This is a genomic window from Bradyrhizobium pachyrhizi (genome assembly GCF_029714545.1).
Lineage (GTDB): Bacteria > Pseudomonadota > Alphaproteobacteria > Rhizobiales > Xanthobacteraceae > Bradyrhizobium > Bradyrhizobium pachyrhizi.
Genome location: NZ_CP121667.1, coordinates 3,690,687 through 3,717,226 on the forward strand (window position 1 = coordinate 3,690,687; position 26,540 = coordinate 3,717,226).

Below are 26,540 nucleotides of genomic sequence, written 5' to 3' on the forward strand. Positions count from 1 at the left end.
CGCGTCGTGCACGCACAACGTTTGGATCAAATCGTCTAAGGTTGCGTAAACCCGATCGTTGCAATTGGCCGCGGCGCAATCGGAACCGATGATCGACATTGCCCTTGTCCGCGGCCTGTCATGCCGGGCATGGTAAATGAACCCGCAACGCTGGCGGCAGCATGCGGCGCTCGACGGTCAGGGTTCATCGCGAATGGTGGTATTGCAGCAGTTCGGCCACGACATCTGGATTGCCGGGGGGCCGAACCTCGCGGTCGCCGGGTTTCACTATCCGACCCGCATGGCCGTCGTCAGGCTGGCGGACGGCGGCCTTTTCATCTGGTCGCCGGTCCGGTTGACGGAGGAATTGCGGGCCGGCGTGGAGGCGCTCGGTCAGGTCCGGCACATCGTGGCGCCCAACTCGCTGCACCATCTGTTCCTCGCCGAGTGGAAGCAGGCCTATCCGGCCGCTGTGCTCCACGCCCCACCTGGCCTGCGCAAGCGGCGCCGTGACCTCGGCTTCGATGCCGATCTCGCGGATGCGCCGAGCCTCGACTGGGCCGGACAGATCGATCAGGTGGTGATGCGTGGCAACCTGATCACCACGGAGGTGGTGTTCTTCCATGTCGAAAGCGGCACTGTGCTGTTCACCGACTTGCTGCAGCAAATCGCTGCCGAACTGGTCTCCGGCTGGCGGGCGACGATCGCAAAACTCGACCTGATGGTCGGGCCGGAGCCGTCGGTGCCGCGCAAGTTCCGCGTTGCCTTCACCGGCCGCCGCGCCGCGCGTGCGGCCTTGCAAAGGATTTTGGCGTGGCCCGCCGAAAAGGTACTGATGGCCCATGGAACGCCGGTCGAAAAGGATGCGCCGGCATTCTTGCGCCGCGCCTTCGCGTGGCTCTTGGCGTGATGATTTCATCGCGGATGCGGCGTCGTTGCGGATCAACCGCCTGAGCGGAAATGCCGTGGCGAATGCCGCGTTTCGCGCCGGATCAGCCGGCGGAGGGTCGAGGGCTCGGCATATCCAACCTTGCCCGCGATCTCTTCGACCGACAGGCGCGTGGTCTCGAGCAACGACCGCGCCGTCTCGATCCTGATGCGTTGCACGAATTGAATGGGCGACACGCCGCAGATCGACTCGAGCCGCCTGGCAAATGTCCGTGGCGCCAGCGCGACGGCAGCGGCAACGTCCCCGATCGTGAAGTCGCGCGCGATGTTGCTGCGCACCCATTTCTCTGCCCTGGCGACCTTGGGGTCCTGGCTGGCAAGATAATTGATCGCCATGAACGGCGCCTGCGAATGCCGCTCGCCAAGCAGCAGGTAATTGGCGCAGCCCTTGGCCAGCGCCGGGCTGCCGAAACGCGCGATCACCGCGAGCATCAGGTCCATCTGCGCCATCGCCGCGCCGGCGGTTGCGATCGGCCAGTCGGCCACAACCATGCGCTCCGTCATCAGCTCGACTTTCGGATAGCGTTGCCGAAACAGCGGCGCGAACCACCATGTCGTGGTCGCCCGCTTGCCGTCGAGCAGGCCGGTCTCCGCCAGCAGGAAGCTGCTGGCGCAGGACGCGGCGAGCATCGCGCCGCTCTCGAACGCCGTGACCAGCATGTCGCGGGCGTGCCGACATGCCGGTGTCGCCAGCTTCCGCTCCAGTGCATCGGCTGATGCCGAGCCGAGCCCGGGCACGATGACGAGGTCGGCGCCGCGCAATCGGCCGGCGCGCCGCCTCGGCCCATAACGCAGCGTCGTCACCTCGAAGCGCGTGCGCTTCGTCGTACTGATCCGGTTGGCCGTGGCCAGCACGTCGTGGGTGATGGCGGCCGCCGACGCGAGGCAGCCGTCGATCTCGACAACCGCAACCCTGGTCATGTCATAAAATCCGCGATCAATGTCATTTTTGACACTAGCTGCCGGGTCGGAAAATCGCAACTCTGACACCGAGACGCTGCCGATCCCGATCAGGAGGACCGCCGATGCCGAACCGGCCGATGACCCAGGACGATCCGCTCGAGGATTTCGAGCGCCGCCAGATCACCCTCGATGGTGCCGGTAAGACCGTCCATGTTGGCGGCGGCGGTCCTGCGGTGATCGTGATGGCGGAGATGCCGGGCATCAGCCCGCATGTGGCGCGCTTCGCCCGCTGGGTTCGCGATGCCGGATTCACCGTCTATATGCCGTCGCTGTTCGGCCACGACGGCGCTATTGCGAGCGCAGAGCAGGGTGCCGCAGTGTTTCAGCGCGCCTGCGTCAGCGCGGAGTTTCGTGCGATGGCCGCAAACCAGTCCAGTCCCGTGACGCAATGGCTGCGCGCGCTGGCCCGATTTGCCCATGGCGAATGCGGCGGTCCCGGTGTCGGGGCCATCGGGATGTGCTTTACCGGCAATTTCGCGCTCACCATGATGCTGGAGCCGTCGATGCTGGCGCCGGTGCTTTCGCAGCCGTCATTGCCATTGAACGATCCGGCGGGCATCGAGATCGCGCCGGAGCAAGTCAAAGCGGTGCGCGAGCGGTTGGAGCGCGAAGACCTGACCGTGCTGGCCTATCGCTTTGAGGGTGACAAGTTCTGCATGGCGCAGCGCTTTGCGGCCTATCGCGAGGCGCTCGGCGATCGATTCATCGGGCGGGTGCTTCCCGACAGCGCGGCGAACCGCGATGTGCCGCCGTTCTTCCGGAATTTCGTCACGACACCGCACAGCGTCGTGACCGTGCATCTGATCGACGAGGCCGGCCAGCCGACCATCGCGGCCCGCGATGAGATCCTGGCGTTTTTCAGGCAGCGGCTGTCACCCGCGAGCGGATGAGCCTTGCGATGGGCCTTGCCGGTCGAAATAGGCGAATGCGGCGCTCGTCAGGCTGCCCAGCAGGGACCAGAACACCAGACTGGTCAGCGTGACGGCGACCACGAACTGGTGCGACAGCGACGAGGGCACGTTGGTCTCGACATGCTCCAGCTCGGGCGCGCCGATCAGATGCGGCAGCATGATCAGGACCACGCCGGCGATGGCGGCCGGCACCGAGCGCCGGAACACGATCAGCCCGAGGCCGGCTGCGGTCGCCAGCACCGCCGTCACCCACCAGATCTGGCGCGAGAGCAATGGAGCGGTGGGAACGCCCGGTAATTCAGGCGGCAGTCCGAGGCCCGGAGCAATGGTGAAGACGGCAAAACCCGCGAGGCCCCACATCAAGCCTTCATGCCACGACATCTGCTCGCCGGTCGCGCCGCTGCGAACCGCGACGAAGCCGCAGAGCAGAAGCGCAAAACCGATCGCGGTCAGGATGTTTGCCCCCGCGGTATAGACGTTGCGTTCCAATCCATCGCGCGGCTCCCAGGCCTCCGCGCCATGATCATGATCGGCATGATCATGGACGAGGATCGCCTGCGGTGGCGCGGCGGCTTCGTGCTTGTGCGTGGCCGCCTTCTCGTAGACCTCGGCCCTGAGGATCAGGGGAACGGTGCCGAATTGCTGGACCGCCGTGACGACCAGGCCGACGATGAACCCGGCAATGACCGACGAGAAGACGATCGAGCGAAACGTGCTCATGCCAACGAGATCAGTGGCAGGGAAAGGCGTTGGAATGGCGCACGTCATGCGCGGCGTTGTGGATCACGTCGATGTGCGAGAAGCCGACCACGCCGACAATGAACAGGCCGAACGTCATGGCCATCAACGACTGTGCAAGCCGTCCAACCTGTCGGGTAGCGATTGGCAGATGCGTGACCTGAGCTTGAGTAACCTGGGTTTGCGCGGTCCGGGACTGGCTCATGGTCGTTCTCCACATTCGATTTGATCGGCTTCTAGCAGCTTTCGGGTGATGTCGCGACTGGTAAGATGCAAATTTGTTCCAAGGGGAATGCGCTTGCGCTCGATCTTGGCGCGCGCGGCTGCCTTGAAGGTTGGTTCAAACCGCCTGAAATGGACGAGACATGCGTCCACCGTCGGATCGGTGCCAAGCAGCGTGCGAAACGCGCCCCGATGCACGGCGCAGATGGCGCGGTGCTCCGGCACGGGAAAGACCAGCGAGGCGATGTCGGCGCGCCAGTGCGCGTCACAGCTTGGGGTGCCGTCGCTGGCAGGGAGGCGGTCAGCGTCGGATGGTGAATTCATCCGGACCTCGCCGCGATTCCCACTTGGCCTGTTCGAGCTCCGGACGGTCGCACTCGGTCTGTGGGTAACCGATGCAGAGATAGCCGATGAATTTCCAGGAGTCCGGGATTTCCAGAACGCCATGAATGCGGTCTGGATTGAGGATCGACACCCAGCCGATGCCGATGCCTTCGGCGCGCGCGGCAAGCCACATCGAGCAGATCGCGGCCACCACGGAATATTCCGACGTCTCCGGCATCGTCACGCGGCCGAGACCGGCGCCGATCCGGTCGGTCTTCTCGGCAAACACGGCGAGATGGCCCGGCGCCTCCTCGAGGCCTGATAGTTTCAACGCGGCATATTTGGCGGCGCGCTCGCCCGAATAGGACCGCAGCGCATCGGCGTTGCAGGCCTTGAAGTCGTCGATGACAGCGCGGCGTCGTGCCTCGTCGTCGACAATGACAAACCGCCAGGGCTGGCTCAGGCCGACCGAAGGCGACAGGCAGGCGATCTCGATCAGCCGCTCGATGGTGCCATCCGGCAGCGGATCGGTTCGGAACCGCCGCACGTCGCGCCGCCACACGAACAGTTCGTGCAGTTGCCGGCGAAACGTATCGTCGAATGAGACCATTGCGGGGCCTTTGGCAGGATCGATCTCGGACTTCATTTAAGCTTCATCGGCAGGCCCGCAACGACGAACTCAACCTCGTCCGCGATGCCGGCGATAGTCTGGTTCATGATTCCTGCGGCGTCGCGGAAAGCCCGCGCCAATGCATTGTCCGGCACGATGCCGAGACCGACCTCGTTGGTGACCAGCACGACCGGGCCGCGCTGGCGCGACAGCGCATCCGCCAGCCGAGTCACTTCCTGCGACCAGTCGCGCCCGGCATGCAGCAGATTGGATAGCCAGAGCGTCAGGCAATCGACCAGCCTCGCACCAGCGCCATCGGTCCCGGACACCGCTTCAACCAGATCGAGCGGCACCTCGCGCTCGATCCAGTCGCTGCCGCGCCGCGCGCGATGTCTGGCGATCCGCTCATCCATTTCTGCGTCGAGCGCCTCGGCGGTCGCGATATAGATCGGCTGTCCCGGAAAGCTGCGCGCACGAAGTTCGGCGCGCCGGCTTTTGCCGGACCGGGCTCCCCCCGTGATCAGAATGACGGCCATATCATCTCCTGTGCGACCAGTACGCACTTCGCTCGGAAACGCTCTAACCACCAATCGCGGAGAAAGACAAAGCCGAAATCCGTCACGGAGGGCTTGCGCTCGGCCGATGTCTTGCGCATCAGGGGACCGCGGCGAGGAGAGGGTCAAGTGGGTTTTGCGGGAGCGATGGCGGTGGCGATGGCGATGGATGCCTTGATCGGCTGGCCGGCGTGGCTGTTTGCCCGCATCGGCCATCCCGTGACCTGGCTCGGCCGGCTGATCCATCTCGTCGATAGCGCCTGGAACCGCGCCTCCGATCCGCCGGCGTTTCGTCGCGTGGCTGGCGTCGCGGCCGCCGTTTCGGTGATCGCGCTGGTGATTGGGCTCGGTTGGGCCGTTCAGTCTGTGCTCGCATCCGGATGGGTGCGCGTTGTCCTTGTCGGTGTGCTGACGTGGCCGCTGGTTGCCGTGCGCTCGCTGCATGACCACGTCGCCGCGGTGGCCAATCCTCTTGTATCCGGCGACATTGCGGCCGCACGTTCGGCGGTTGCGCAGATTGTCGGGCGTGATCCGGCAATGCTCGATGACGCCGGCATCGCGCGCGCCACCATCGAGAGCCTCGCCGAGAATGCATCCGACGGCATCGTGGCGCCGGTGTTCTGGGGCGCGCTGTTCGGCCTGCCGGGAATCCTTGGCTACAAGGCGATCAACACGCTGGACTCCATGATCGGTCATCGTACCGAACGGCACGAAGCCTTTGGTTGGGCGGCCGCCCGGATCGACGATCTCGCCAATCTCGTTCCGGCACGGTTGACGGGTGTTCTGTTCGTGCTGCTCGCGCCGAACCGTTCGCAGGCGTGGTCATGCGTGTTGCGCGATGCGCAGCGGCATCGCTCGCCGAATGCCGGGTGGCCGGAAGCCGCGATGGCCGGCGCGCTCGGCGTGCGGCTCAGCGGTCCTCGCATCTATCACGGTCACATCGCCGATGAGCCCTGGCTGAACGAGGGGGCGCGCGATCCGGCTGCCGCTGACGTCCTCACCGGGCTGAAACTCTATCGTTACGCCATGATTCTGTTGGCCGGGGCGTTGCTAGTCCTGGCGCTGGCGTGAAGGAACGGCGTATGCGTGAGCACGGCGGGAATCTTGATGTCGCCCGGCAGCGCTTCGGCGGCGCTGCGGACGACTGGATCGACCTGTCGACCGGGATCAATCGGGTGCCGTATCCCCTGGTCGATGTCGAGCCGCGCAACTGGAGCGCGTTGCCGTCGCGATCCGATCTTGAATCGCTGCACGACGCCGCGCGGCAGGCCTATGCGACCGACGCGTCGATCGTGGCGATGGGCGGTGCGCAGGCCGCCATTCAGTTGCTGCCGCATCTGGCGCCCCTGGGGCGGGCGCGGATTCTGGCGCCGACCTACAATGAGTATGCCGCGGTGTTGTCGGCCGCCGGCTGGGACGTCGCCGAGGTGTCCGATCTCGCCGCGCTCGCGGGTGCGGACATTGCCGTCGTCGTCAACCCGAACAATCCCGACGGACGACGCCATGACCGGCGCGAGTTGCTGGCACTGCTGCCGCGCGTTGGCCGGCTCGTCATCGACGAGAGCTTTGCGGATGCCGTTCCTGACCTGTCCCTTGCACCGGAAGCAGGACGCGCGGGGCTCCTGATCCTGCGCTCCTTCGGAAAGTTCTACGGACTTGCCGGCTTGCGGCTCGGCTTTGCGATCGGCAGCGAGGCGGACATCGCCGCGCTTGCCGCGATGGCGGGCCCATGGCCGGTTTCGGGCGCCGCGATTGCGATCGGACGGCGCGCGTTGCTCGATCACGACTGGGCCAAGGCCACGGCCGCGCGGCTGGTAGACGACTGCGTCAGGCTCGACGCAATGGCGCGATCGCAGGGCTGGACGCTGGTCGGCGGCACGTTGCTGTTCCGGCTGTACCAGACCGACGATGCGTTGGCCGCGCAGGAGATACTTGCGCGTGCGCAGATTTGGTCGCGGGTCTTCCAGCAAAAGCCGGGATGGCTGCGGCTCGGCTTGCCGGGCAGCGAGGCCGAATGGTCTCGCCTTTCCGCCGTGCTGTCTTCGGTCTAGCGACGATCTCAGCGTCGCCTCGCCCCGCGTGCGGGGAGAGGTCGGAACGCATCGCCAGATGCGTTCCGGGTGAGAGGGAGTCTCCGCGAACGCAGCTATCACCGGATATACGGAGACGGCCCCTGACCCCGACCCTCTCCCCGTGAAGAACGGGGAGAGGGGTACAGCGCCGTCGCTGTTCGACCCAGGAATTATCTCGCTTTAACGCGCCAGCGCGAGCAGGCCTTCGACATCGAGATGGGTCTCGATGTGCCCGGCAAGCGCGTCGAGCGCGCTCTCGACCCTGGCGCCGTAGGGCTGATCAGCCGCCGCGATGTCGAGTTGCGCGAGGAAGGCCTTGCGAAATTCGTCCGAGGCGAACAGTCCGTGCAGATAGCTGCCGTGAACGCGCCCGTCACTCGAAATGGCGCCTTCCGGCGCGCCATCAAGCGATGCAAAAGGACGCACGCGATCCGGGCCGTCGGTGCGGCCGATATGGATCTCGTAGGCGCTGATCGGCTGGCTGGTCGCTTCATGCACTGCGCTGACGCGCGTCAGTGTCTTCTGTTCGGTCATGGTGGTCGTGACATCGAGCAGCCCAAGGCCGCGCGTTTCACCGGCGGGACCCTCGATCCCATCGGGGTCGGCGACGCTCTGTCCGAGCATCTGGTAGCCGCCGCACAGGCCGAGGACATGGCCGCCGCGGCGACGATGAGCGAGGAGATCGATGTCCCAGCCCTGCGCGCGCAGGAAGGCGAGATCGCCGCGGGTCGATTTCGAGCCGGGCAGGATGACGAGCTTCGCATCACCCGGGACGGCTTCGCCCGGACGCACCATCATGAGATCGACGCCGGGCTCGAGCTTCAGCGGATCGAGGTCGTCGAAATTGGCGATCCGCGGCAGCGCAAGGAACGCGATCTTGCACTGGCCCGGCTTGCGCGACTCGCCGAGCCCGAGCGCATCTTCAGCCGGAAGTTCGCCGGCGCGGACGAACCAGGGCAGCACGCCAAACCCGCGCCAGGCGGTGCGCTCTTCGATCAGGCGGTAGCCGTCGTCGAACAATGTCGGATCGCCGCGGAATTTGTTGATGACAAAGCCCTGGATCATCGCGGCATCATCAGGATCGATCACCGCCTTGATGCCGACCAGCTGCGCGATCACGCCGCCGCGGTCGATGTCGCCGACCAGCACCACGGGCACGTCGGCCCGGCGTGCAAACCCCATATTGGCGATATCGGACTTGCGTAAGTTGACCTCGGCGGGGCTGCCGGCGCCCTCGACCAGCACCAGATCGGCGCGCTGCTTCAGGCGCGCAAAACTCCCCAGCACCGCGGCCATCAGCGATGGTTTCATGGCGGCATATTCGCGCGCGCGTGCGGTGGCGATCCGTTTGCCGTGCACGATGATCTGGGCGCCGACATCGGTTTCGGGCTTGAGCAGCACCGGGTTCATGTCGGTGTGCGGCTCGACGCCCGCGGCGAGGGCCTGCAAGGCCTGCGCGCGGCCGATCTCGCCGCCGTCGACGGTCACGGCGGCGTTGTTCGACATGTTCTGCGGCTTGAACGGCAGCACGCGCAGGCCGCGTCGTCGCGCGGCGCGCGCGAGGCCGGCGACGATGAGCGATTTGCCCACGTCCGAGCCGGCTCCCTGGATCATCAATGCGCGCGCCATCGTGATGTCCGTCAGAACTCGACGCCCGGCTGGGCCTTGATGCCTGAGCGGAACGGATGCTTCACCAGCGTCATCTCGGTGACGAGGTCGGCAATCTCGATCAATTCATCCTTGGCATTGCGCCCGGTGAGCACGACATGGGTCATCGGCGGCTTCGACGTGGTCAGAAAGTCGACGACATCTGATATCGCGAGGTACTCGTAGCGTAGCGCGATGTTGATCTCGTCGAGCACGACCATGCGCAGGCTCGGGTCTGCGATCAGCTGCTTGGCCTTTTCCCAGCCGGCTTGCGCTGCCGCGATGTCGCGGGCGCGATCCTGCGTCTCCCAGGTAAAGCCTTCGCCCATGGCGTGAAATTGACAGAGATCGCCGAAATGCCCGGTGAGCAGGCGGCGTTCGCCGGTATCCCAGGCGCCCTTGATGAACTGCACCACGGCGCAGGGAAAGCCGTGCGCCACACAGCGCACGATCATGCCGAACGCGGAGGACGATTTTCCTTTGCCGGCGCCGGTATGAACGATGATCAGGCCCTTTTCACCGCTCTTGGTCGCCATGATGCGGTCGCGGGCGGCCTTTTTTTTCGCCATCTTGTCCGCGTGGCGCGTGTCCAGCGAAAGATCGGTGCCGACGGTGCCGTCTTCAGCGTCGTTTCCATCTGAAATCATCACGTTCCTTCGGCTTGACAAGTGCGAGGCTTGGACGAATGGTGGTCCCGCGTTGGTTCCTGTCCTACGACAGGCGAAGAGGGAATGCGATAGGGCTCCGCTAAATCGGGCCCGAAGCGCAGCCGCCCCCGCAACCGTGACCGGAGAGATGCCCAAGCCACTGATTCCATGGAGTCGGGAAGGTGGGCATCGAAGGGTAAAACCTGCTCCGCAAGCCGGGAGACCTGCCAACGCAGCATGTTGTGAAACCGGCGGACGGGGTGTTCCGCGACGGGGAACGAACCTGTCCAAAATCGGTTCGTGTGCCTCATCGCTTCCCGCTGTCAATCCAGGAAGGGCGATGAGCGTTACACTTCATGTCTGCATCACCTGCCGCGCCGGCCAGACGCCGGCGGAAGGTGAGCTCGCGCCCGGTGCACGCCTGCATGCCGCGCTTGTCGAGGCCGGCGTGCCCGATGACGTCAATCTGGTTCCCGTCGCATGCCTGTCGGCCTGCAGCCAAGGGTGCTCAGTCGCGCTCAGCGCGCCGGGGCGCTGGTCCTATGTCTACGGCCGACTGTCCGCCGATAATGCCGCGGATGTGATCGCCGGTGCCTCCGCGTATGCGGCGGCGCCCGACGGCATCGTGCCGTGGCGCAGCCGTCCGGAAATCTTCCGCAAGCAATCGCTCGCCCGCATTCCACCTCTTCCCGTCGTGCCGGAGGCCGCAGAATGAACACGCTCGCCAAAATTCCGGTCACGGTCGTGACCGGCTTTCTCGGCTCCGGCAAGACGACGCTGATCCAGCATCTGATCCGCAATGCTAACGGCAAGAAGCTCGCGGTGCTGGTCAACGAATTCGGCAGCGAAGGCGTCGACGGCGACATCCTGAAGTCGTGCGCCGACGCCAATTGTCCGGCCGAGAATATCGTCGAGCTCGCCAATGGCTGCATCTGCTGCACCGTCGCCGATGATTTCATCCCGGCGATGGAGCAGTTGCTGGCGCGGAACGTGAAGCCCGATCACATCGTGATCGAGACCTCGGGGCTCGCCCTGCCGAAGCCGCTGCTGAAAGCGTTCGACTGGCCGGAGATTCGTTCGCGGATCACGGTCGACGGCGTGATCGCGCTCGCCGACGCCGAGGCCGTCGCCGCCGGCCGGTTTGCGCCTGATCCGGCCGCGGTGGATGCGCAGCGTGCGGCGGACGACAATCTCGACCACGAGACGCCGCTGTCGGAAGTGTTCGAGGATCAGATCGCATGTGCCGATATCGTGCTGCTGACCAAGGCCGATCTCGCCGGGGCGGAAGGGATCAAGGCGGCGAAAGAGGTGATCGCGGCCGAGATGCCGCGCGAGGTGCCGATGTTGCCCGTCGTCGACGGCACGATCGACGCACGCGTGATCCTCGGGCTCGAGGCGGCGGCGGAAAACGACCTCGCGGCGCGGCCGTCGCATCACGATGGCGAAGAGGAACACGAGCACGACGATTTCAATTCCGTCGTGATCGATCTTCCGGAAGTTTCGGATGTCGACGCGCTGGTCGCCTCGATCAAGGGGCTGGCGCGCGAGCAGAATGTGCTGCGCGCCAAGGGCTACATCGCGGTCGAGGGCAAGCCGATGCGGCTGCTGGTGCAATCGGTCGGCGAGCGGGTGCGGCATCAGTTCGACATGCCCTGGGGCGCCCGGGCGCGGCAGTCGAAGCTCGTCGTGATCGGCGAACATGCCGACATCGATGAAGCCGCGATCAGGGCACGGCTTGGTGTCTGATGCACGTCGTCTTCCGCGAGAGCCGCGGCCTTGAGGAGACCGCGACGCCAAGGGACCTCGGCCAGGATCCGGCCGATCTCGTGGTGTTGTCGTTTTCCGACAGCGATCTTGCTGCCTTCGCGGCCGGCTGGCGGCGCGGCCGCGCTGCGTTGCCGTCGCTGCGGCTCGCCAATCTCGCGGAGTTGCGCCATGCGCTGTCGGTCGATACCTACATCGAGCGGACGCTGTCGCACGCGCGCGGCATTCTGGTGCGGCTGATCGGCGGCGAGCCCTATTGGTCATACGGGTTGGCCGCGGTGCATCGGCTGGCGAAGGAGCGCGGCATCGCCCTGGTCGTGCTGCCGGCCGATGGCCGCGACGATCAGCGGCTGGATGAATTCTCGACCTTGCCGGTCTCGACGTTGCGCCGTCTGAAGGTGCTGTGCGACAAGGGCGGCCCCGTTGCCGCGCAGGCCGTGATCGCGCAACTGGCGCTGGCGTCCGGACTCTATGCCGGGCCGGTGGTCGGCGAGATCGATCTTCCCGAGATCGGCGTCTACGATCCCCGGCGCGGTGCCGTCGCGGCGTTGCCGGCACCGGATGGCCGGCCGCGCGTGCTGGTGACGTTTTATCGTTCCTACCTCGCGGCCGGCGATACGGCGCCGGTCGATGCATTGATCGATGCATTGCGCGAGAAGGGCTTTGATGCCCACGGTGTCTTCGTCACCTCGCTGAAGGCGGCGGGCGTGGCCGACTGGCTGCGCGCTCAGTTCGCGCAATGCGCTCCAGCGGCCATCGTCAATGCGACCGCGTTCTCCGCGGCCGGTGACGACGGTACGACGCCGTTCGACGCCGCATCATGCCCGGTGTTCCAGGTCGCTTTGTCGACCGCGCGGCGCGAGGATTGGGCCTTGTCGCTTCGCGGGCTTTCGCCCGGCGATCTCGCGATGCATGTGGTGCTGCCGGAGGTCGATGGCCGCCTGTTCACAGGGGTCGTGAGCTTCAAATCGCCTGGTGAGCGCGATCCTGAGCTGCAATTCGCGCATCTTGCGCATCGACCGGATGCCGAGCGCGTCGCTGCAATTGCCGCACGCGTGGCCGCCTGGCATCGGCTTGCCGGCAAGCACGCACAGGATAAGCGGCTCGCGCTGGTGCTCTCGAACTATCCCGGCCGGCCGCATCAGATCGCGCATGCCGTCGGCCTCGATGCGCTTGCCTCGGTCGAGGCATTGCTGACCGATCTCGCGGCTGCGGGATTTGACCTTGAGCCGGTTGAGTCGCTGGGCGACATTCTTTTGCGCAGGACTTTGACGTGGAACGTCGCCGACTACCGTGCGGCGCTTTCCGGCCTTCCGCGGCAACTGGAGGATGATCTCGGCCGCGCATGGGGCGCGCCGGAGGACGATCCCGGTTGCCGTGACGGCGCATTTCATTTCGCGGCGATCTGCTGCGGCAAATCGGTCATTGCCGTTCAGCCGGAGCGCGGCGAGGTGGGGCAGCGCGACGCCGACTATCACGATCTGGCGCGCACGCCGCGCCATGCCTATGTCGCGTTCTATCTGTGGCTCAGGCAGCAGGCCATCGATGCCGTCGTCCACATCGGTGCGCATGGAACGCTGGAATGGCTGCCTGGCAAGTCGGTTGCGCTGTCGTCCGCATGCTGGCCGGAGGCGCTGATCGGCGATCTGCCGGTTGTCTATCCCTTCATTGTCAACGATCCCGGCGAGGCGGCGCAGGCCAAGCGCCGGATCGGTGCCGTGACGATCGGTCACCTGCCGCCGCCGCTCGCGAAGGCCGCAGTGCCGGAAGGCCTGCGCAATCTCGAGCGCTTGCTCGATGAGTATTCGACCGCCGATGGTCTCGATCCGCCGCGGCGGCAGCGCCTGATCGCCGCGATCCGCGACGAAGCACGCATCGCAGGGCTGGAAGACGATCTCGGTCTCGCCGCGTCGGTCTCGGCGGCCGAGGCCATTCCGCAGATCGATCGTTTCGTCTGCGACCTCAAGGAAAGCCAGTTCGGCGACGGCTTGCATGTGTTCGGACGGGGCGCTTGCGGCGAGGCGGAGAGGGCGGCGCTGTGCGATGCGCTCGCGGGTCGGCGCGTGGCGCCGGGGCCGTCGGGCTCGCCCTATCGCGGAAGCCGCGACGTGCTGCCGACTGGACGCAACCTGTTTGCGGTCGATCCGCGCGCGGTGCCGACGCCGTCGGCGCATGCCCAAGGCGTGAAACTCGCCGAGGAGCTGTTGCGCCGTCATTTGCAGGATCACGGCGACTGGCCGAAGGGACTCATGGTCGACCTCTGGGGCTCCTCGACGATGCGCACCGCCGGCGAGGATTTTGCGATGGCCTTGCACCTCGCGGGCATCGCGCCGCGCTGGGATCACGGCTCGGGGCGGGTGTCGGGCTACGACATCATCGCGCCGGCGGAACTCGGCCGGCCGCGCATCGACGTCACGCTGCGGGTGTCGGGGCTGTTCCGCGACGTCTTCTCAGGGCTGGCCCAGTTGTTCGAAGCCGCGGCGGAGGCGTTGTCCGAACGCAGCGACGAGGCGGACGAGAATCCTTACCGGCAGCGCATCGCGCGCGTGTTCGGTCCTCGCCCCGGACATTATGGCGTTGGCATTGCGTCGCTGTCAGATGTCTTCACCGAGGAGGCGCGCGAGGCGGCCGGCGAAGCCTGGCTGTCGGCATCGTCGTGGGCTCTCGCATCCGACGGCGAGATGCGGCCCGATCGCGCCGGCATCGAGGCGCGGCTCGCGGCTGCGGACAGTTTTGTTCACACTCAGGATTTGCCGGAGACCGATCTGCTGCTGGCGGCGGACTATGCCGCGCACGAGGCGGGCATCGCGGCGGCTGCCCGGCGCCTTGGCACGAAAGCCCCATCGCTCTATCACCTCGATGTGACGCGGCCGGATCAGCCGCATGCCCGGGCGTTGACCGAGGAAATCTCGCGGGTGGTGCGGGTGCGTGCCGCCAACCCTGCCTGGATCGCGGGCATGATGCGCCATGGCTTTCGTGGTGCCGCCGAGATATCGGCGACGCTGGAGCACATGGCGGCGTTCGCCCATCTCGCCGGCGCGGTGCCGCCGCATCTGTTCGATCTCTACTACGATGCGACGCTCGGCAATGACGAAGTTCGCGGCTTCATGGCGCGCGAGAATCCGGCGGCGCTGGCTTCGATCGAAACCTGCTTCATGAGATTGCATGAAGCCTCGCTCTGGCAGACACGGCGCAATTCGATCGCGGCTGCCCTGCAGGAGGCCTCATGAGCGCGGTTGCAGTCAAGGGCTGGTGTCCAGGCGCGCTGCGGCCGATGCTATCAGGCGATGGCCTCGTGGTGCGCATTCGCCCGCGCGGCGGACGGCTGGACGTGGCGCAGGCAGCGGGAATCGCCGAGCTGGCGGCGCGATACGGCAACGGCCTGATCGACCTGACCAGCCGCGCCAATCTCCAGATCCGCGGCGTCCGCGATGAAGCTTATCCGCGCCTGGTCGATGGGCTCGCTGAGCTCGGGTTGCTGGACACAGACTCGAATACCGAGGCGCAGCGCAACATTCTGGTGACGCCGTTCTGGACTGCCGCCGACGAGACGCGCTCGCTTGCGACCGAGCTTGAGCAGGGGCTTGCCGGTGCCTCGCTTGATCTTCCAACCAAGTTCGGCTTCGCAATCGATGATGGCAATGCGCGGATGTTGGCGGATGCGTCCGCCGATATCAGGATCGAGCGCGATCGCAACCGCGGACTGCTGGTGCGGGCCGATGGCGCGCAAGTCGGCCTCTCCGTCACGCGGAGCGAGGCTGTTCAGGTCGCGGTGGCGTTGGCCGAATGGTTCGTCACCTCCGGCGGGGCCAGGGGTGAGCGGCGACGGATGGCGGCTCATCTTGCCGGCGGCGCGAGCCTGCCGGAGTCGCTTCGCGGTGATGCCGAACCAGCCGGCCAATCATCGAGTCCTGTGCCGGGCATCCATCCAATCGGCGCGATGGTTGGCGTCGCCTTCGGGCAGATGCCGCACCAGACGCTCCGCGATCTCGCTGCGGGCGCGCGGGCCCTCCGCATGACGCCGTGGCGGATGATGCTGGTGGAGGGGATGCGCGAGATGCCCCGTGGGGCGGACTTCGTGACTGATGCCGGCGATCCGAGGCTGCGCGTGGTCGCCTGCAGCGGCGCACCGCGCTGCGGCGATGCGCATGCGGACACGCGTATGCTGGCATCGGCGCTCGCGCGGCATGTCCCACCCGATGCGCGGCTCCACGTCTCCGGCTGCGCCAAGGGCTGCGCCCATTCCGGTCCTTTGGATGTCACCCTCGTTGCGACGATTGACGGCTTTGATCTGATCCGCCGCGGCACGACGCGGGATGCGCCGGTCCTCCGAGGGTTGACCAGTTCGTACCTCGTCGCAAATCCCTCCGTGCTGACGGGAGGCCATTGATGCCGCACGTCTACGAGACCGATGGCGCAGCGATCTATCGCCAGTCCTTTGCCACCATCCGCTCCGAGGCCGACCTTGCCCGCTTCACGCCAGACGAAGAGCCGGTGGTCGTGCGCATGATCCATGCCGCCGGCATGGTGGGCCTGGAAGCGCATGTGCGCTTCACATCGGGCATGGCCGCGAGCGCACGGGCGGCCTTGCAGGAGGGCGCGCCAGTCCTCTGCGACGCGCGCATGGTGTCGGAAGGAATTACGCGCGCGCGGCTGCCGGCGGGTAATGCCGTCATCTGCACGCTCGGTGATGTCAAGGTGCCTGCACTCGCGCAATCGATGCGCAACACACTTTCCGCGGCGGCGCTCGAGCTGTGGCGGCCGCATCTGGGCGGCGCCATCGTCGCGATCGGCAACGCGCCGACGGCGCTGTTCCATCTGCTCAACATGCTGGAGGATACCGATTGCCCAAGGCCGGCGGCGATCATCGGCTGTCCGGTCGGCTTTGTCGGCGCGGCGGAATCCAAGGCGGCATTGATGGCTGAGCCCCCCGTGCCGGCGCTGACGGTCGAGGGACGGCTCGGTGGTTCGGCGATCACGGTTGCCGCCGTCAATGCGCTGGCGAGCCGGAGCGAATAGCGATGGGACGTATCATCTGCTGCGGCCTCGGCCCAGGCGATCCGGACCTGATGAGCGTGCGCGCCGACCGCATGGTGCGTGCCGCGAAGCATGTCGCTTACTTTCGCAAAAAGGGCCAGCCGGGGCAGGCGCGCCGCATTGTCGAGGGCTTGCTCGCCGCTGACGTCAGCGAATATCCGATGGAATATCCGGTCACCACGGAAATCGCGTTCGACAGTCCGGACTACGCGCGGTTGCTTGCCGACTTCTATGACGAATGGGCGGAGCGCCTGGCGCGAATTGCGCGCGCGATCGACATCGTCGTGCTCTGCGAGGGCGATCCCTATTTCTATGGCTCGTTCATGCATCTGCATGCGCGGCTGCAGGGTCGTGTCGAGATCGAGGTGATCGCTGGCATTCCCGGCATGGTCGGCTGCTGGAATTCGGTGGGGCAGCCGATTGCGCTGGCCGACGATGTGACGACCGTTCTGATGGGGACGCTGCCGGAGCCGGAGCTCGCCGAGCGGATGCGCAGCTCCGACGCGCTGGTTGTGATGAAGACTGGTCGCAATCTTCCGAAGATTCGCCGCGCGCTGGCGTCCGCGGGGCGCCTCGATGATGCGTGGCTCGTCGAACGCGGCACCATGCCGGATCAGCGCGTCGCACGGCTTGCGGATATCGGCAAGGCCGAGTGTCCGTATTTTGCGATCGTGCTGGTGCATGGGCAAGGACGGCGCAGGGAGGCCGCGCAATGACCGGCACGCTGACCATCGCGGGGCTTGGACCGGGCAATGAGGCGCTGATCACGCCGGAGGTCGCTGCTGCGCTCGCGGCTGCGACCGACATCGTCGGCTATGCGCCCTATGTGACGCGCGTGCCGCCGCGCGCCGGGCTCACGCTGCATCCCTCGGATAATCGTGTGGAGTTGCAGCGCGCCGCTGACGCGTTGCGGCTCGCGTCGGAAGGGGGCCACGTCGTCGTGGTGTCCTCGGGCGATCCCGGCGTGTTTGCGATGGCATCGGCCGTGTTCGAAGCGCTGGAGGACGCGCCGCAGTGGCACGACCTGCCGATCCGCGTTCTGCCTGGCGTGACGGCGATGCTGGCGGCAGCCGCAAGCGCCGGCGCGCCGCTCGGTCATGATTTCTGCGCGATCAACCTCTCCGACAATCTCAAGCCATGGGCGCTGATCGAGAAGCGCCTACGGCTTGCGGCCGAAGCGGATTTCGCGATCGCGATGTACAATCCGCGCTCGGCCAGCCGGCCGGACGGTTTTGGTCGCGCGCTCGAGATCTTGCGCGAGGCGGGCTGCGACGAGCGCATCATGATTTTTGCGCGCTCCGTCAGCACGCCCGGGCAGCGGATCGAGACGGTCGAACTGCGCGACGCGCGGCCAGAGATGGCCGACATGCGGACGCTGGTGATCGTCGGCAATTCGGCGACACGACGGGTCGGCCGCTGGGTCTATGCGCCGAGGTGGGTCCGATGACCGAGCCATTGCATCACCTCGCTCACGCTTTCCACCCGTGGTCTGTCGGGCAGCAGCGGCCGCGTGATCATGATGACGGGAAGGCCGAGCGCGCGGGCGGCGTCGATCTTGGCGCGCGCGCCGGTTCCACCGGAATTGCGGGCGACGATCCATTCGATGTGACGCGCGCGCATCATCGCGAGCTCCCCCTTGAGCGTGAAAGGTCCGCGCGACACAATGACGTCCGCGTTGGGCAACGACGGCGTTTCGTCGGGCGGGTCGACAAAACGCAACGTATAGGCATGCTGCGGCCGTGCGCCGAAGGGCGCGATGTGCTGGCGGCCGATCGCGAGGAATACGCGGGCGGGGCTGTCCGGCAAGGCCGCGGCCGCGGAGATGACGTCCGTGACTTCGATCCAGCGATCGCCGGATGTCTTGTCCCAGGGCGCGCGTTCGAGCGCGAGCAACGGCGTTGCGCTTTGTGCGCAGGCGGCGATGGCGTTGCGGCTCATCTCGGCCGCGAAGGGATGCGTCGCATCGACCACATGCGTGATTGCTTCGCGTTGCAGATAGTCGGCAAGACCGCTGACGCCGCCGAAACCACCGCTGCGGACCGGCAATGGCTGGTCGGCCGGCGCACGGGTGCGGCCGCCATAAGAATAGACCGCGTCGATCCCCGCGCTTGCGATCGCAGCGGCGAGCAGATTGGCATCGGCCGTTCCGCCAAGGATCAGGGCGCGCATCATGGGTAATCCGTGGTTGACCATCATCGGCATCGGCGAAGATGGCCTTGCCGGCCTCTCCGATGCAAGCCGAAAGGCACTCCGTGACGCCGAAACAGTTTTCGGCGGCGAACGGCACCTCGCGCTCGCCGGCATCGCCGACCGCGGCCGTGGCTGGCCGGTGCCGTTCGATGCGGACATCGTGCTGAGCTGTCGCGGCCGTCCGACGGTGGTGCTCGCGTCGGGCGATCCGTTCTGGCATGGCGTCGGCGGAAGCCTTGTCGAGAAGCTGCAGGCCGGTGAGTGGGTCGCGCACTCCGCGCCGTCGACGTTCTCACTGGCGGCGGCTCGTTTGGGCTGGCGTATCGAGAATGCTGTCTGTCTCGGTCTTCATGCCGCACCGTTCGAACGGCTGTTGCCGCATCTCGTGCGCGATGCGCGGATCATCTGCCTGCTGCGCGACGGCAAGGCGGCGTCCGATCTCGCGCGCTGGCTGACGGAGCGTGGTTGGGGGGCGTCGGCAATATGGACGCTTGCGGCGCTTGGCGGACCGCGTGAGTCCGTCACGCAGCATCGCGCCGACTCGTATGCGGGTGATTCAAGCGAGAGCCTGATCGCAGTCGCGCTGGAGGCGCGGGGAGAGCAGGGAATCGCACGCAGCTCGGGACTTGCCGATGCGCTCTTTGTGCATGACGGGCAACTGACAAAGCGACCGGTCCGCGCGCTTGCGCTGTCGGCGCTTGCGCCGCGGCCCGGTGAGCGGCTGTGGGATGTCGGCGCGGGCTCGGGCTCGATCTCGATCGAATGGGCGCTCTGTGGTGGGACGGCGATCGCCGTCGAAGCCCGCCGCGAACGCGCCGCCAACATCCGGCGCAATGCCGCGAGCTTCGGCCTGGCGCATCGGATCACCATCATCGAAGGCGAGGCGCCCGGCGCTTTATCGGACCTCGCGGCGCCTGATGCCGTGTTCATCGGTGGCGGCCTCGACGCCGCGATGTTCGATGCGATCTGGTCGCGGATTGCGCCGGGCACGCGGCTGGTCGCGCATGCGGTGACCCTGGAGACCGAGGCGCTGCTCTCCCATCTGCACCAGCGTCATGGCGGCGAGTTGATGCGCCTCGAGATCGCGCAGGCGGAGCCATTGGGTCGCTATCGCGCCTGGAAGGCTGCGCGGCCGATCGTGCAATGGAGCGCGCTCCGATGAAGGTCGCTGGTCTCGGATTCAGGCGCAATACCAGTGTCGCGTCCTTGCGCGACGCGCTCGACGCGGCCGGCGGTTCCGACGGCCTTGCAGCCGTTGCGACGGTGAGTGACAAGGCGGATGCGGCGGCGTTGAAAGCGCTGGCGCAGCAACTGGGAATACCGATCCGGGGCATTCCCGCGGAGACGTTGGCCGAGATCAAGACTGCAACGCAATCCGAGTTCATCAAGGCAAGATTCGGAACGGGCTCGGTCGCCGAAGCTGCGGCGATCGCTGCAGCAGGGCGCGGTGCGCGCCTGATCTCGGCCAGGACCGCGTCACAGGATCGCATGGCCATCGCGGCGATTGCGGAAGGAGACGGCGAATGACGGTACATTTCATCGGCGCAGGACCTGGCGCTGCCGATTTGCTGACCCTGCGCGGGCGCGATCTCATCGCCTCGTGCCCGGTTTGTCTCTATGCCGGATCGCTGGTGCCGTCAGGTGTTCTGGCGCATTGTCCGCCGGATGCGCGCATCGTCAACACCGCGGCGCTGTCGCTCGACCAAATCATTGCCGAGATCGCTGCCGCGCATGCGGAGGGCAAGGATGTCGCGCGGCTGCATTCGGGCGATCTCTCGGTCTGGTCGGCGATGGGCGAGCAACTGCGTCGGCTGCGCGCGTTGCAGATTCCGTATTCTGTCACGCCCGGGGTGCCGGCCTTCTCGGCGGCCGCGGCGGCGCTGGAGGCCGAGCTGACGCTGCCGGGCCTTGCGCAATCGGTGGTGCTGACGCGAACGCCGGGCCGGGCGAGCGCGATGCCTGATGGCGAGACACTCGCAGCCTTTGCCGCGACCGGCGCGGTGATGGCGATCCATCTTTCGATCCATCTGCTCGACAGGGTCATCGCCGAACTCACGCCGCACTACGGCGCGGATTGCCCGGTTGCGATCGTCTGGCGCGCGAGCTGGCCGGATCAGCGCATCGTGCGCGCCACGCTCGCGACGCTCGATACCGCCGTCGGCCCCGAGCTCGAACGCACTGCGCTCATTCTGGTCGGCAAGACGCTCGGGGCGGACGAATTCGCCGAGAGCCGTCTCTATGCAGCCGACTACGACCGCCGCTACCGCCCGGTCGGGGCGGTGCCGCGTTTTCCGGAAGCGTCGCCGGAATCATCGCAATGACCGCGGGGCTCGTCATCTCTGCGCCGGCATCCGGTGTCGGCAAGACGACGCTGACCCTGGCGTTGGCGCGCGCTTATCGCAATCGCGGCGTGAGGGTGCAATGCCTCAAGAGCGGGCCTGATTACATCGATCCCGCCTTTCACGCGGTCGCCACCGGACGCGCGTCGGTCAACATCGATAGCTGGGCGATGGCGCGCGAAGCCATCGCGCATTTGGCAGGCCGCGGCGCGGATGCCGATCTCGTGCTGACGGAAGGCTCGATGGGACTGTTTGACGGCGTCGCGGCGCGTGGCGTCTCGGGGACCGGCGCCACCGCCGACATCGCCGAGATGATGGGGTGGCCGGTGTTGCTGGTAATCGATCCCTCCGGTCAGGCGCAGACGGCGGCGGCGGTGGCGGCGGGATTGCGTGATTTCCGCGCCGGCGTACGGCTTGCAGGCGTCGTCCTCAATCGCGTCGCGAGCGCACGGCATGACGCCCTGGTGCGGAGTGCGATGGCAGGCGCGGGCATCCCGGTGTTGGGATCGCTGCCCCGCCACGCCGAGATCGCCTTGCCGAAGCGTCATCTCGGACTGGTGCAGGCCGAAGAGCAGGCTCAGATCGATGGTCTGATTGACGAAGCCGCGCGCTTTGTCGTCGAGCATATCGATCTCGACGCCGTGCTGAAATCGGCCGAGGTCTGGTCGCCGCAATCCGCCGTGCCCAGCCTGGTCATCACGCCGCCCGGCCAGCGCATCGCGCTGGCGCGCGACGCTGCGTTCTCCTTTGTCTATCCTCACATGCTGGAAGCCTGGCGCGCGGCCGGCGCAGAGATCGTGACGTTCTCGCCGCTTGCCGACGAAGGCCCCGACGCGGATGCCGATGTGTGCTGGCTGCCCGGCGGCTATCCCGAACTGCATGCCGGCCGGCTTGCGGCCAACAGGCGATTTCTCGGGCAGCTCCGCGCCTTCGCCGAGACGCGGCCGGTGCATGGCGAATGCGGAGGCTACATGGTGCTGGGCGCCGCGTTGACCGATGCCGACGGCGTGCGTCACGAGATGGCGGGCTTGCTCGGCCTTGAGACGAGCTATGCCAAGCGCCGCATGCATCTGGGCTACCGGCTCGCCGAGCTTGCCGCACCGATGCCCGGCCACGGCCCAGGCGCACGCCTGCGCGGCCACGAGTTTCACTATTCGACGATCATCGCGCAGCCCGACACGCCGCTCGCGGTGGTGCGTGATGCGACCGGTACGATCGTTGCGGAGACCGGATCGCGGCGCGGCTGTGCGACGGGTACATTCTTCCATCTGATTGCGGAGGACCGGTGAGCGGATTCGTGTCCTTCGTCTCGGCCGGTCCCGGCGATCCCGAGCTCCTGACCATGAAGGGAGCGGCGCGGCTGCGCGAGGCCGATGTGGTGCTCTATGACGATCTTGCCTCGGGCGCGATCCTCGATCTCGCGCGCTCCGGCGCCAATCTCGTCGCGGTCGGCAAGCGCGCCGGCCGCCTGTCGGCGAAGCAGCACCATGTCAGCCGGCTGCTGGTCGATTATGCTGCCGCCGGCGTGCGGGTGGTGCGGCTGAAATCCGGCGACGCCGGCATTTTTGGTCGGCTCGAGGAGGAGATCGAAGCGCTGCGCGCGGCCGGCATCGGCTACGAAATCATTCCCGGTGTGACCTCGGCCTCGGTTGCCGCCGCGCAGGCCGGCATTCCGCTGACGCGCCGGCTGACCTCGCGCCGAGTCCAGTTCGTCACCGGCGCCGATGTGACGGGCGAATTGCCCGCGGACCTGAACTGGGCGGCGCTGGCCGATCCGGAAGCGACCACCGTCGTCTATATGGGGCGGCGGACCTTCCCGGCATTGGCCGCAAGGCTGATCGCTCATGGCCTCGCGCCCGACACGCCCGCACTGCTGGCGGAATCGCTCGGCCACGCCGACGAGCGGCTGCTTCGCACCACGATCACAGCGCTGGCCGACCGGCTCATGCAGGCCGGCGCGGCCACGGCGGCTGCCGTTATCCTGTTCGGTGCGCTGGCGCCGGAGCGAGGGTGACGCGGCCATGTTGACGCTGTCTCTGATCGGCATCGGTTGTGGTGATCCCCGGCAGCTCACTTTCGCCGCGACCGCCGCGATCAATGCCGCCGACCTGATCCTGATCCCGCGCAAGGGGACGGCGAAGTCGGATCTCGCCGAGTTGCGTCGCACCATCTGCACAGAAGCGTTGACCAACGACCGCACACGCATTGCCGAGTTCGACCTGCCGGTGCGTGACGCCGGTGAGGAGGACTATCGCAAGGGTGTGGACGATTGGCACGATGCGATCGCCGCGACGTGGTCGCAGGAAATCGCGCGCCATCTCGGCGGGGAGGGACGCGTCGCCCTGCTGATCTGGGGCGATCCCTCGCTCTACGATTCGAGCCTGCGGATTGCGCGCCGGCTCGATCCGTTGCCATCGATCGAGGTAATCCCGGGCATCACGTCGATCCAGGCGCTGTGCGCGGCGCATGCGCTGCCGCTCAATGAGATCGGCGAGCCATTCCTCGTGACGACCGGCCGGCGGCTGCGCGAGGGCGGCTGGCCGCCCGGCGTCGACACCGTGGTCGTGATGCTCGACGGCGGCGCCGCCTTCCAGACGCTGGATCCTGCCGGGCTGCAAATCTGGTGGGGCGCCTATCTCGGCATGCCCGATCAGATCGTCATGGCGGGAGAACTGGCAGAGGTCGGCCCCCGCATCGTCGCCGCGCGACGCGAGGCGCGTGAGCGGCATGGCTGGATCATGGACAGCTATGTCCTGAAGCGGAGATCGTGATCCAGATTTTGCTCCGGCATTCCATGCAGCGGGGCCGCTAGGTCTTCAACCCGCGAATCGAGGGTTGAATGGTCAGGCGGTAAGCGACGAGCTTGTCGCCATCGAACTGCTCGAGCGTCGTCTCGCAAACCGGGCAGCGATACTCGCCCTCACTTCCTGACCTGGATGCCAGCTCAAGGCGTCGGAATCCAGCCCCGCAACGCGGGCATGTGACGTCGTCCTTCTTCATCAACTCACCCCAGAACAACACCGGCGCTCCTTTTTAGCGCAGACCGCGCGGCGGAACTATGTTCATGGCCGGAGAGCTATGGATCATTCGTGCATGGAAGCGGCGGTGGGTCGTCAAGCGGGCGACAGCGCAGCCGATCGCGCGGAGCGCGTGGCCGATTTTCAACGCATTATGCAAGTTCGGCAATGAGTTATGGCTCGGCCTTCAAGAGCAAGGGCCGCCGGACCGGTGCAACAATAGTGACTGCGATGTCGTTGTGTTCGAGAGAGATGCTGCGTCTGCTCAATACCACGCGCGATCGCCGGCACGCCCGAGGCCCACCGGCGATCAATCGCGATCAGCTATTGCCTGATCAGACGGACCACGTCCTGTCGCAGCAGGTAGAGCGAGACGGCGAGCAGAACGACGTCCTTCATCAGGAACGGCACGTTGCCGGTCATCGCGGGAAAGCCACCGGCGGCGACGTCCCAGCCATCGGGCATGAACGGAATGATGGTGACCGTCGCGATGAAGGTCCCGGTCGAGCCGAGGGCGCCGAGCACGCCGAGCCGCTTGTCCCAGAAGCCCGCGAGCAGCAGCGAACCGAATGTCCATTCCGAGGCGCCGAGGAAGTAGCTGGCGCCGGCGTGGCCGAACGCTGGATACAGCCACCAGATCAGCGGCCCGTTGCTGATAAACGGGACCAGCCGTTCGAATTCGTACGGAAACCACTTCTGGTAACCGAAGAACAGGAACATGATCACCATCGCGGCCCGGACGACGTGATAGTCGAGATCCTCCGCCAGCAGGCCGGACCTGTCGAGCGCGCGGACAAGCGGATTTTGTGTGGTGTCGGCAAGCGTGGTCATGGTCGTGATCCTTTTGCGTGACATCGCCCGGTCGCTTCAGGCGACCGCCGGGAAATCGATGTCGGTGTCGTTGATGCGGTTGAAGACGTTGGTGAAGACCGTGGTCGCAAACGCCAGGCTGATCTCGACCAGCTGCGCGTCGCTGTATCCGGCGGACTTGATCGCGGCGAAATCCTCGTCGCTGACGGTGCCGCTCGACTGCGCGAGGTTGCGCACGAAATGCACGAGCGCATCGCGCCTGGCGTCACCGGTCGGCGCGCCGTCGCGGATCTGCTTGAGCACATCAGCACTCACGCCAGCTAGTTTGGCGAGATGCGAGTGCGCGGCGACACAATAATCGCAGCCGCCGGCAGCGCTGATCACGAGCTTGACGACCTCCAGGTCGCGCCGGGGCAGGCTGCCGCCAGTCAGCACGGCGACGGCCGCGAGGATCGACTTGAGCGCGGCCGGACCGTGGGCGGCAATCGCCGCGTAGGTGTTCGGGACGCCGCCGATCGCCTTCTTGATCTGGGCGTAGATCTGGCCGGACGGGCCGGTATCGGTTTCGAGATTGGGGGTTGAGAGACGCGACATGGTGGCACTCCTTGTTGCGGGTGGTGAACGATTGCGGAGTGAGAATAGGATCGAGATTTGAGACATTGAATGTTCATATTGCTCGTTTATATGCTCAATCGTCTCATGCACTCCTTCAGGGGGATTTGGCTATGGATTGGCTGAGCCGGCTGTTCGAGATGATGCCGGTGCGCGGGCGGCTCGATCTTCGCTGCAGCTACAGCGTCCCCTGGCGTATCGAGCAGGGCCCGGGTTTAACCAACGAGATCCCCTATCATGCGGTGCTCGCCGGCTCGGCGATCCTGGACGCCGCCGCGGGCGGACGGCCGTTGCTGCTGAAGGCCGGCGACATTCTGCTGCTTCCCGGCAACCCGCGACACGTAATGCACGATGGAAGCGGGGCGACACCGCTGCCGGCGCGCAACCGGGCGGCGGAGAATTTCACGATCAGCGAAAACCTCGGATCGGACGAACGGCTTGACCTGTTGTGCGGGCACTTCGCGATTACACCGCTCCACGACCGTCTGTTGCGCGGCTATCTTCCGCCGCGTCTTGTCGTGCATGCCGGCGCGCGTGCGGGAAAGGGGACGGCTGCGCAGCTCGCCGGGCTCGTGTCGCTGATGCGCAGCGAAACGGCCGACGATCATCTGGGCGGCCGCGCCATGCTGAATGCATTGTCCACGGCAATGTTCGCGCTTGTGCTGCGGCTTGCGAGCGAGACCGATGCAACGTCACGGGGACTTCTCGCCCTGGTCGGTGATCCCAGGCTCGCGCCGGCCGTGGCCGCCATGTTCAAGGAGCCCGCGCGAGCGTGGTCGCTGCCGGAGCTCGCACGGCTTTGCAACATGTCGCGCGCCACGCTGGCGCGGCAGTTCCAGGACAAGCTCGGGCGATCGGCCAGCGATCTGCTCACCGATATCAGGATGACGCTTGCGGCGAACGAGTTGAAGGGATCGCCGCTTTCGACCGGCGCGGTGGCGGAGATGGTCGGGTATCAATCGGAAGCCGCCTTTCAGCGCGCCTTCAAGAGCCACATGGGCGTGACGCCGGCGCAGTGGCGAAAGACGCAGCACTTCGGGGAGGATGTGTTGGCCGGCGCCGGCGCGCCGGCCGATCCGGAGGGGAGTACGCCGGCCGCACATACCTAGCCTGCGAGAGGAAAGCGCCCGATGGTCACTCGCCACCGGCCAGTCTG

At 66.5% G+C, this 26,540-nt stretch carries 30 protein-coding genes and 1 riboswitch; of the genes, 18 read left to right on the top strand and 12 right to left on the bottom strand.

The features are described 5' to 3' along the window. The first annotated feature begins 193 nt into the window (after positions 1–193). A complete protein-coding gene (locus QA639_RS16850; RefSeq protein WP_157346109.1) occupies positions 194–889 on the top strand; it encodes a DUF4336 domain-containing protein in 696 nt (231 codons plus the stop codon). A 32-nt stretch (positions 890–921) separates the two neighbouring features. Here QA639_RS16850 and QA639_RS16855 read toward each other — a convergent pair whose 3' ends face one another. Then, positions 922–1,848, bottom strand: a complete 927-nt coding sequence (locus tag QA639_RS16855) for a GlxA family transcriptional regulator (protein WP_157346022.1) — start codon at positions 1,846–1,848, stop codon at positions 922–924. Positions 1,849–1,952: 104 nt separating this feature from the next. Here QA639_RS16855 and QA639_RS16860 point away from each other — a divergent pair, with 104 nt between their 5' ends. Then, positions 1,953–2,780 (top strand): dienelactone hydrolase family protein, encoded by an 828-nt coding sequence (locus QA639_RS16860; RefSeq protein WP_157346024.1) that lies wholly within the window; start codon positions 1,953–1,955, stop codon positions 2,778–2,780. Here QA639_RS16860 and QA639_RS16865 read toward each other — a convergent pair. The 5 genes from QA639_RS16865 to cobU are packed head-to-tail and all read right to left on the bottom strand — an operon-like array spanning position 2,763 to position 5,231. Continuing rightward, entirely contained in the window at positions 2,763–3,521 is a 759-nt protein-coding gene (locus QA639_RS16865; protein ID WP_028331467.1) for a CbtA family protein, read from the bottom strand. The genes QA639_RS16860 and QA639_RS16865 overlap by 18 nt on opposite strands. Positions 3,522–3,531: 10 nt before the next feature. Beyond that, positions 3,532–3,744, bottom strand: coding sequence for a CbtB domain-containing protein (locus tag QA639_RS16870; RefSeq protein ID WP_244978649.1), 213 nt, complete (start codon positions 3,742–3,744; stop codon positions 3,532–3,534). Then, on the bottom strand, positions 3,741–4,085 hold the full coding sequence (locus QA639_RS16875; RefSeq protein WP_157346026.1) for a hypothetical protein: 345 nt from the start codon (positions 4,083–4,085) through the stop codon (positions 3,741–3,743). The genes QA639_RS16870 and QA639_RS16875 overlap by 4 nt, the downstream gene beginning before the upstream one ends. After that, positions 4,063–4,695, bottom strand: a complete 633-nt coding sequence (gene bluB, locus QA639_RS16880) for a 5,6-dimethylbenzimidazole synthase (protein ID WP_157346110.1) — start codon at positions 4,693–4,695, stop codon at positions 4,063–4,065. Before bluB ends, QA639_RS16875 begins: the two co-directional genes overlap by 23 nt. Positions 4,696–4,727: 32 nt before the next feature. Next, on the bottom strand, positions 4,728–5,231 hold the full coding sequence (cobU, locus tag QA639_RS16885) for a bifunctional adenosylcobinamide kinase/adenosylcobinamide-phosphate guanylyltransferase (protein ID WP_028331465.1): 504 nt from the start codon (positions 5,229–5,231) through the stop codon (positions 4,728–4,730). 147 nt (positions 5,232–5,378) lie between these two features. On the opposite strand from cobU, the gene cbiB reads away from it, so the two are divergent. Both cbiB and cobD read left to right on the top strand, forming a co-directional pair. After that, positions 5,379–6,320, top strand: a complete 942-nt coding sequence (gene cbiB / locus QA639_RS16890) for an adenosylcobinamide-phosphate synthase CbiB (RefSeq protein WP_028331464.1) — start codon at positions 5,379–5,381, stop codon at positions 6,318–6,320. Positions 6,321–6,331: 11 nt separating this feature from the next. Then, complete coding sequence (gene cobD / locus QA639_RS16895; protein ID WP_157346030.1) at positions 6,332–7,300, top strand: threonine-phosphate decarboxylase CobD; 969 nt, start codon at positions 6,332–6,334, stop codon at positions 7,298–7,300. A 201-nt stretch (positions 7,301–7,501) separates the two neighbouring features. Here the strand turns inward: cobD and QA639_RS16900 are convergent, their stop codons facing one another. Both QA639_RS16900 and cobO read right to left on the bottom strand, forming a co-directional pair. Beyond that, positions 7,502–8,950, bottom strand: coding sequence for a cobyric acid synthase (locus QA639_RS16900; protein WP_157346032.1), 1,449 nt, complete (start codon positions 8,948–8,950; stop codon positions 7,502–7,504). Positions 8,951–8,961: 11 nt separating this feature from the next. Then, positions 8,962–9,615, bottom strand: coding sequence for a cob(I)yrinic acid a,c-diamide adenosyltransferase (cobO, locus tag QA639_RS16905; protein WP_051375969.1), 654 nt, complete (start codon positions 9,613–9,615; stop codon positions 8,962–8,964). A 36-nt stretch (positions 9,616–9,651) separates the two neighbouring features. Further along, a riboswitch (cobalamin riboswitch) is annotated at positions 9,652–9,861 on the top strand. Between the two features lie 94 nt (positions 9,862–9,955). On the opposite strand from cobO, the gene QA639_RS16910 reads away from it, so the two are divergent. From QA639_RS16910 to cobJ, 7 genes are read left to right on the top strand one after another with little or no spacing between them, the layout of a single operon-like run. Continuing rightward, positions 9,956–10,330 (top strand): DUF1636 family protein, encoded by a 375-nt coding sequence (locus QA639_RS16910; RefSeq protein ID WP_028331460.1) that lies wholly within the window; start codon positions 9,956–9,958, stop codon positions 10,328–10,330. After that, complete coding sequence (gene cobW / locus QA639_RS16915; protein WP_157346034.1) at positions 10,327–11,361, top strand: cobalamin biosynthesis protein CobW; 1,035 nt, start codon at positions 10,327–10,329, stop codon at positions 11,359–11,361. Before QA639_RS16910 ends, cobW begins: the two co-directional genes overlap by 4 nt. Beyond that, positions 11,361–14,609, top strand: a complete 3,249-nt coding sequence (gene cobN, locus QA639_RS16920; RefSeq protein WP_283090264.1) for a cobaltochelatase subunit CobN — start codon at positions 11,361–11,363, stop codon at positions 14,607–14,609. The genes cobW and cobN overlap by 1 nt, the downstream gene beginning before the upstream one ends. Further along, positions 14,606–15,769: a precorrin-3B synthase gene (gene cobG / locus QA639_RS16925; protein WP_283090265.1), complete on the top strand. Its 1,164-nt coding sequence runs from the start codon at positions 14,606–14,608 to the stop codon at positions 15,767–15,769. The genes cobN and cobG overlap by 4 nt, the downstream gene beginning before the upstream one ends. Beyond that, positions 15,769–16,398, top strand: a complete 630-nt coding sequence (locus QA639_RS16930) for a precorrin-8X methylmutase (protein ID WP_283090266.1) — start codon at positions 15,769–15,771, stop codon at positions 16,396–16,398. The genes cobG and QA639_RS16930 overlap by 1 nt, the downstream gene beginning before the upstream one ends. 2 nt (positions 16,399–16,400) lie before the next feature. Then, positions 16,401–17,132, top strand: coding sequence for a precorrin-2 C(20)-methyltransferase (locus QA639_RS16935; RefSeq protein ID WP_028331455.1), 732 nt, complete (start codon positions 16,401–16,403; stop codon positions 17,130–17,132). Continuing rightward, entirely contained in the window at positions 17,129–17,863 is a 735-nt protein-coding gene (gene cobJ / locus QA639_RS16940; RefSeq protein WP_283090267.1) for a precorrin-3B C(17)-methyltransferase, read from the top strand. Before QA639_RS16935 ends, cobJ begins: the two co-directional genes overlap by 4 nt. On the opposite strand, the gene QA639_RS16945 is transcribed toward cobJ, so the two are convergent. Further along, on the bottom strand, positions 17,839–18,588 hold the full coding sequence (locus tag QA639_RS16945; RefSeq protein WP_283090268.1) for a cobalt-precorrin-6A reductase: 750 nt from the start codon (positions 18,586–18,588) through the stop codon (positions 17,839–17,841). The genes cobJ and QA639_RS16945 overlap by 25 nt on opposite strands. Between QA639_RS16945 and cbiE the strand changes: the two genes are divergently transcribed. From cbiE to cobF, 6 genes are read left to right on the top strand one after another with little or no spacing between them, the layout of a single operon-like run. Continuing rightward, entirely contained in the window at positions 18,587–19,768 is a 1,182-nt protein-coding gene (gene cbiE, locus QA639_RS16950; protein ID WP_283090269.1) for a precorrin-6y C5,15-methyltransferase (decarboxylating) subunit CbiE, read from the top strand. The two genes, QA639_RS16945 and cbiE, sit on opposite strands and share 2 nt — an antisense overlap. After that, the gene (locus tag QA639_RS16955) at positions 19,765–20,133 is read left to right on the top strand and encodes a cobalamin biosynthesis protein (RefSeq protein WP_283090270.1); all 369 of its coding nucleotides are present in this window, start codon (positions 19,765–19,767) and stop codon (positions 20,131–20,133) included. Before cbiE ends, QA639_RS16955 begins: the two co-directional genes overlap by 4 nt. Next, positions 20,130–20,927, top strand: a complete 798-nt coding sequence (gene cobM / locus QA639_RS16960) for a precorrin-4 C(11)-methyltransferase (RefSeq protein WP_028331450.1) — start codon at positions 20,130–20,132, stop codon at positions 20,925–20,927. Before QA639_RS16955 ends, cobM begins: the two co-directional genes overlap by 4 nt. Further along, positions 20,924–22,234 (top strand): cobyrinic acid a,c-diamide synthase CobB, encoded by a 1,311-nt coding sequence (locus QA639_RS16965; RefSeq protein ID WP_157346049.1) that lies wholly within the window; start codon positions 20,924–20,926, stop codon positions 22,232–22,234. The genes cobM and QA639_RS16965 overlap by 4 nt, the downstream gene beginning before the upstream one ends. Continuing rightward, the gene (gene cobA / locus QA639_RS16970) at positions 22,231–22,959 is read left to right on the top strand and encodes a uroporphyrinogen-III C-methyltransferase (protein WP_283090271.1); all 729 of its coding nucleotides are present in this window, start codon (positions 22,231–22,233) and stop codon (positions 22,957–22,959) included. Before QA639_RS16965 ends, cobA begins: the two co-directional genes overlap by 4 nt. 7 nt (positions 22,960–22,966) lie before the next feature. Continuing rightward, positions 22,967–23,716: a precorrin-6A synthase (deacetylating) gene (cobF, locus tag QA639_RS16975; RefSeq protein WP_157346051.1), complete on the top strand. Its 750-nt coding sequence runs from the start codon at positions 22,967–22,969 to the stop codon at positions 23,714–23,716. Between the two features lie 37 nt (positions 23,717–23,753). On the opposite strand, the gene QA639_RS16980 is transcribed toward cobF, so the two are convergent. The 3 genes from QA639_RS16980 to QA639_RS16990 all read right to left on the bottom strand — a co-directional run bounded on the left by QA639_RS16980 (position 23,754) and on the right by QA639_RS16990 (position 25,366). Then, positions 23,754–23,945, bottom strand: coding sequence for a hypothetical protein (locus tag QA639_RS16980; protein ID WP_157346053.1), 192 nt, complete (start codon positions 23,943–23,945; stop codon positions 23,754–23,756). 341 nt (positions 23,946–24,286) lie between these two features. After that, positions 24,287–24,793: a YkgB family protein gene (locus tag QA639_RS16985; RefSeq protein ID WP_157346055.1), complete on the bottom strand. Its 507-nt coding sequence runs from the start codon at positions 24,791–24,793 to the stop codon at positions 24,287–24,289. 36 nt (positions 24,794–24,829) lie between these two features. Next, on the bottom strand, positions 24,830–25,366 hold the full coding sequence (locus QA639_RS16990; protein ID WP_283090272.1) for a carboxymuconolactone decarboxylase family protein: 537 nt from the start codon (positions 25,364–25,366) through the stop codon (positions 24,830–24,832). Between the two features lie 131 nt (positions 25,367–25,497). Here QA639_RS16990 and QA639_RS16995 point away from each other — a divergent pair, with 131 nt between their 5' ends. Next, positions 25,498–26,493 carry an AraC family transcriptional regulator gene (locus QA639_RS16995; protein WP_157346059.1) on the top strand — a complete coding sequence of 332 codons (996 nt, stop codon included), beginning with the start codon at positions 25,498–25,500 and terminating at the stop codon, positions 26,491–26,493. The last annotated feature ends 47 nt before the right edge of the window (positions 26,494–26,540 follow it).

Coding starts and splice junctions, on each gene's coding strand:
- QA639_RS16850 (WP_157346109.1), top strand. CDS start 194: ATGGTGGTATTGCAGCAGTTCGGCCACGACATCTGGATTGCCGGGGGG.
- QA639_RS16855 (WP_157346022.1), bottom strand. CDS start 1,848: ATGACCAGGGTTGCGGTTGTCGAGATCGACGGCTGCCTCGCGTCGGCG.
- QA639_RS16860 (WP_157346024.1), top strand. CDS start 1,953: ATGCCGAACCGGCCGATGACCCAGGACGATCCGCTCGAGGATTTCGAG.
- QA639_RS16865 (WP_028331467.1), bottom strand. CDS start 3,521: ATGAGCACGTTTCGCTCGATCGTCTTCTCGTCGGTCATTGCCGGGTTC.
- QA639_RS16870 (WP_244978649.1), bottom strand. CDS start 3,744: ATGAGCCAGTCCCGGACCGCGCAAACCCAGGTTACTCAAGCTCAGGTC.
- QA639_RS16875 (WP_157346026.1), bottom strand. CDS start 4,085: ATGAATTCACCATCCGACGCTGACCGCCTCCCTGCCAGCGACGGCACC.
- bluB (WP_157346110.1), bottom strand. CDS start 4,695: ATGGTCTCATTCGACGATACGTTTCGCCGGCAACTGCACGAACTGTTC.
- cobU (WP_028331465.1), bottom strand. CDS start 5,231: ATGGCCGTCATTCTGATCACGGGGGGAGCCCGGTCCGGCAAAAGCCGG.
- cobD (WP_157346030.1), top strand. CDS start 6,332: ATGCGTGAGCACGGCGGGAATCTTGATGTCGCCCGGCAGCGCTTCGGC.
- QA639_RS16900 (WP_157346032.1), bottom strand. CDS start 8,950: ATGGCGCGCGCATTGATGATCCAGGGAGCCGGCTCGGACGTGGGCAAA.
- cobO (WP_051375969.1), bottom strand. CDS start 9,615: ATGATTTCAGATGGAAACGACGCTGAAGACGGCACCGTCGGCACCGAT.
- QA639_RS16910 (WP_028331460.1), top strand. CDS start 9,956: ATGAGCGTTACACTTCATGTCTGCATCACCTGCCGCGCCGGCCAGACG.
- cobW (WP_157346034.1), top strand. CDS start 10,327: ATGAACACGCTCGCCAAAATTCCGGTCACGGTCGTGACCGGCTTTCTC.
- cobN (WP_283090264.1), top strand. CDS start 11,361: ATGCACGTCGTCTTCCGCGAGAGCCGCGGCCTTGAGGAGACCGCGACG.
- cobG (WP_283090265.1), top strand. CDS start 14,606: ATGAGCGCGGTTGCAGTCAAGGGCTGGTGTCCAGGCGCGCTGCGGCCG.
- QA639_RS16930 (WP_283090266.1), top strand. CDS start 15,769: ATGCCGCACGTCTACGAGACCGATGGCGCAGCGATCTATCGCCAGTCC.
- QA639_RS16935 (WP_028331455.1), top strand. CDS start 16,401: ATGGGACGTATCATCTGCTGCGGCCTCGGCCCAGGCGATCCGGACCTG.
- cobJ (WP_283090267.1), top strand. CDS start 17,129: ATGACCGGCACGCTGACCATCGCGGGGCTTGGACCGGGCAATGAGGCG.
- cbiE (WP_283090269.1), top strand. CDS start 18,587: ATGGGTAATCCGTGGTTGACCATCATCGGCATCGGCGAAGATGGCCTT.
- QA639_RS16945 (WP_283090268.1), bottom strand. CDS start 18,588: ATGATGCGCGCCCTGATCCTTGGCGGAACGGCCGATGCCAATCTGCTC.
- QA639_RS16955 (WP_283090270.1), top strand. CDS start 19,765: ATGAAGGTCGCTGGTCTCGGATTCAGGCGCAATACCAGTGTCGCGTCC.
- cobM (WP_028331450.1), top strand. CDS start 20,130: ATGACGGTACATTTCATCGGCGCAGGACCTGGCGCTGCCGATTTGCTG.
- QA639_RS16965 (WP_157346049.1), top strand. CDS start 20,924: ATGACCGCGGGGCTCGTCATCTCTGCGCCGGCATCCGGTGTCGGCAAG.
- cobF (WP_157346051.1), top strand. CDS start 22,967: ATGTTGACGCTGTCTCTGATCGGCATCGGTTGTGGTGATCCCCGGCAG.
- QA639_RS16980 (WP_157346053.1), bottom strand. CDS start 23,945: ATGAAGAAGGACGACGTCACATGCCCGCGTTGCGGGGCTGGATTCCGA.
- QA639_RS16985 (WP_157346055.1), bottom strand. CDS start 24,793: ATGACCACGCTTGCCGACACCACACAAAATCCGCTTGTCCGCGCGCTC.
- QA639_RS16990 (WP_283090272.1), bottom strand. CDS start 25,366: ATGTCGCGTCTCTCAACCCCCAATCTCGAAACCGATACCGGCCCGTCC.
- QA639_RS16995 (WP_157346059.1), top strand. CDS start 25,498: ATGGATTGGCTGAGCCGGCTGTTCGAGATGATGCCGGTGCGCGGGCGG.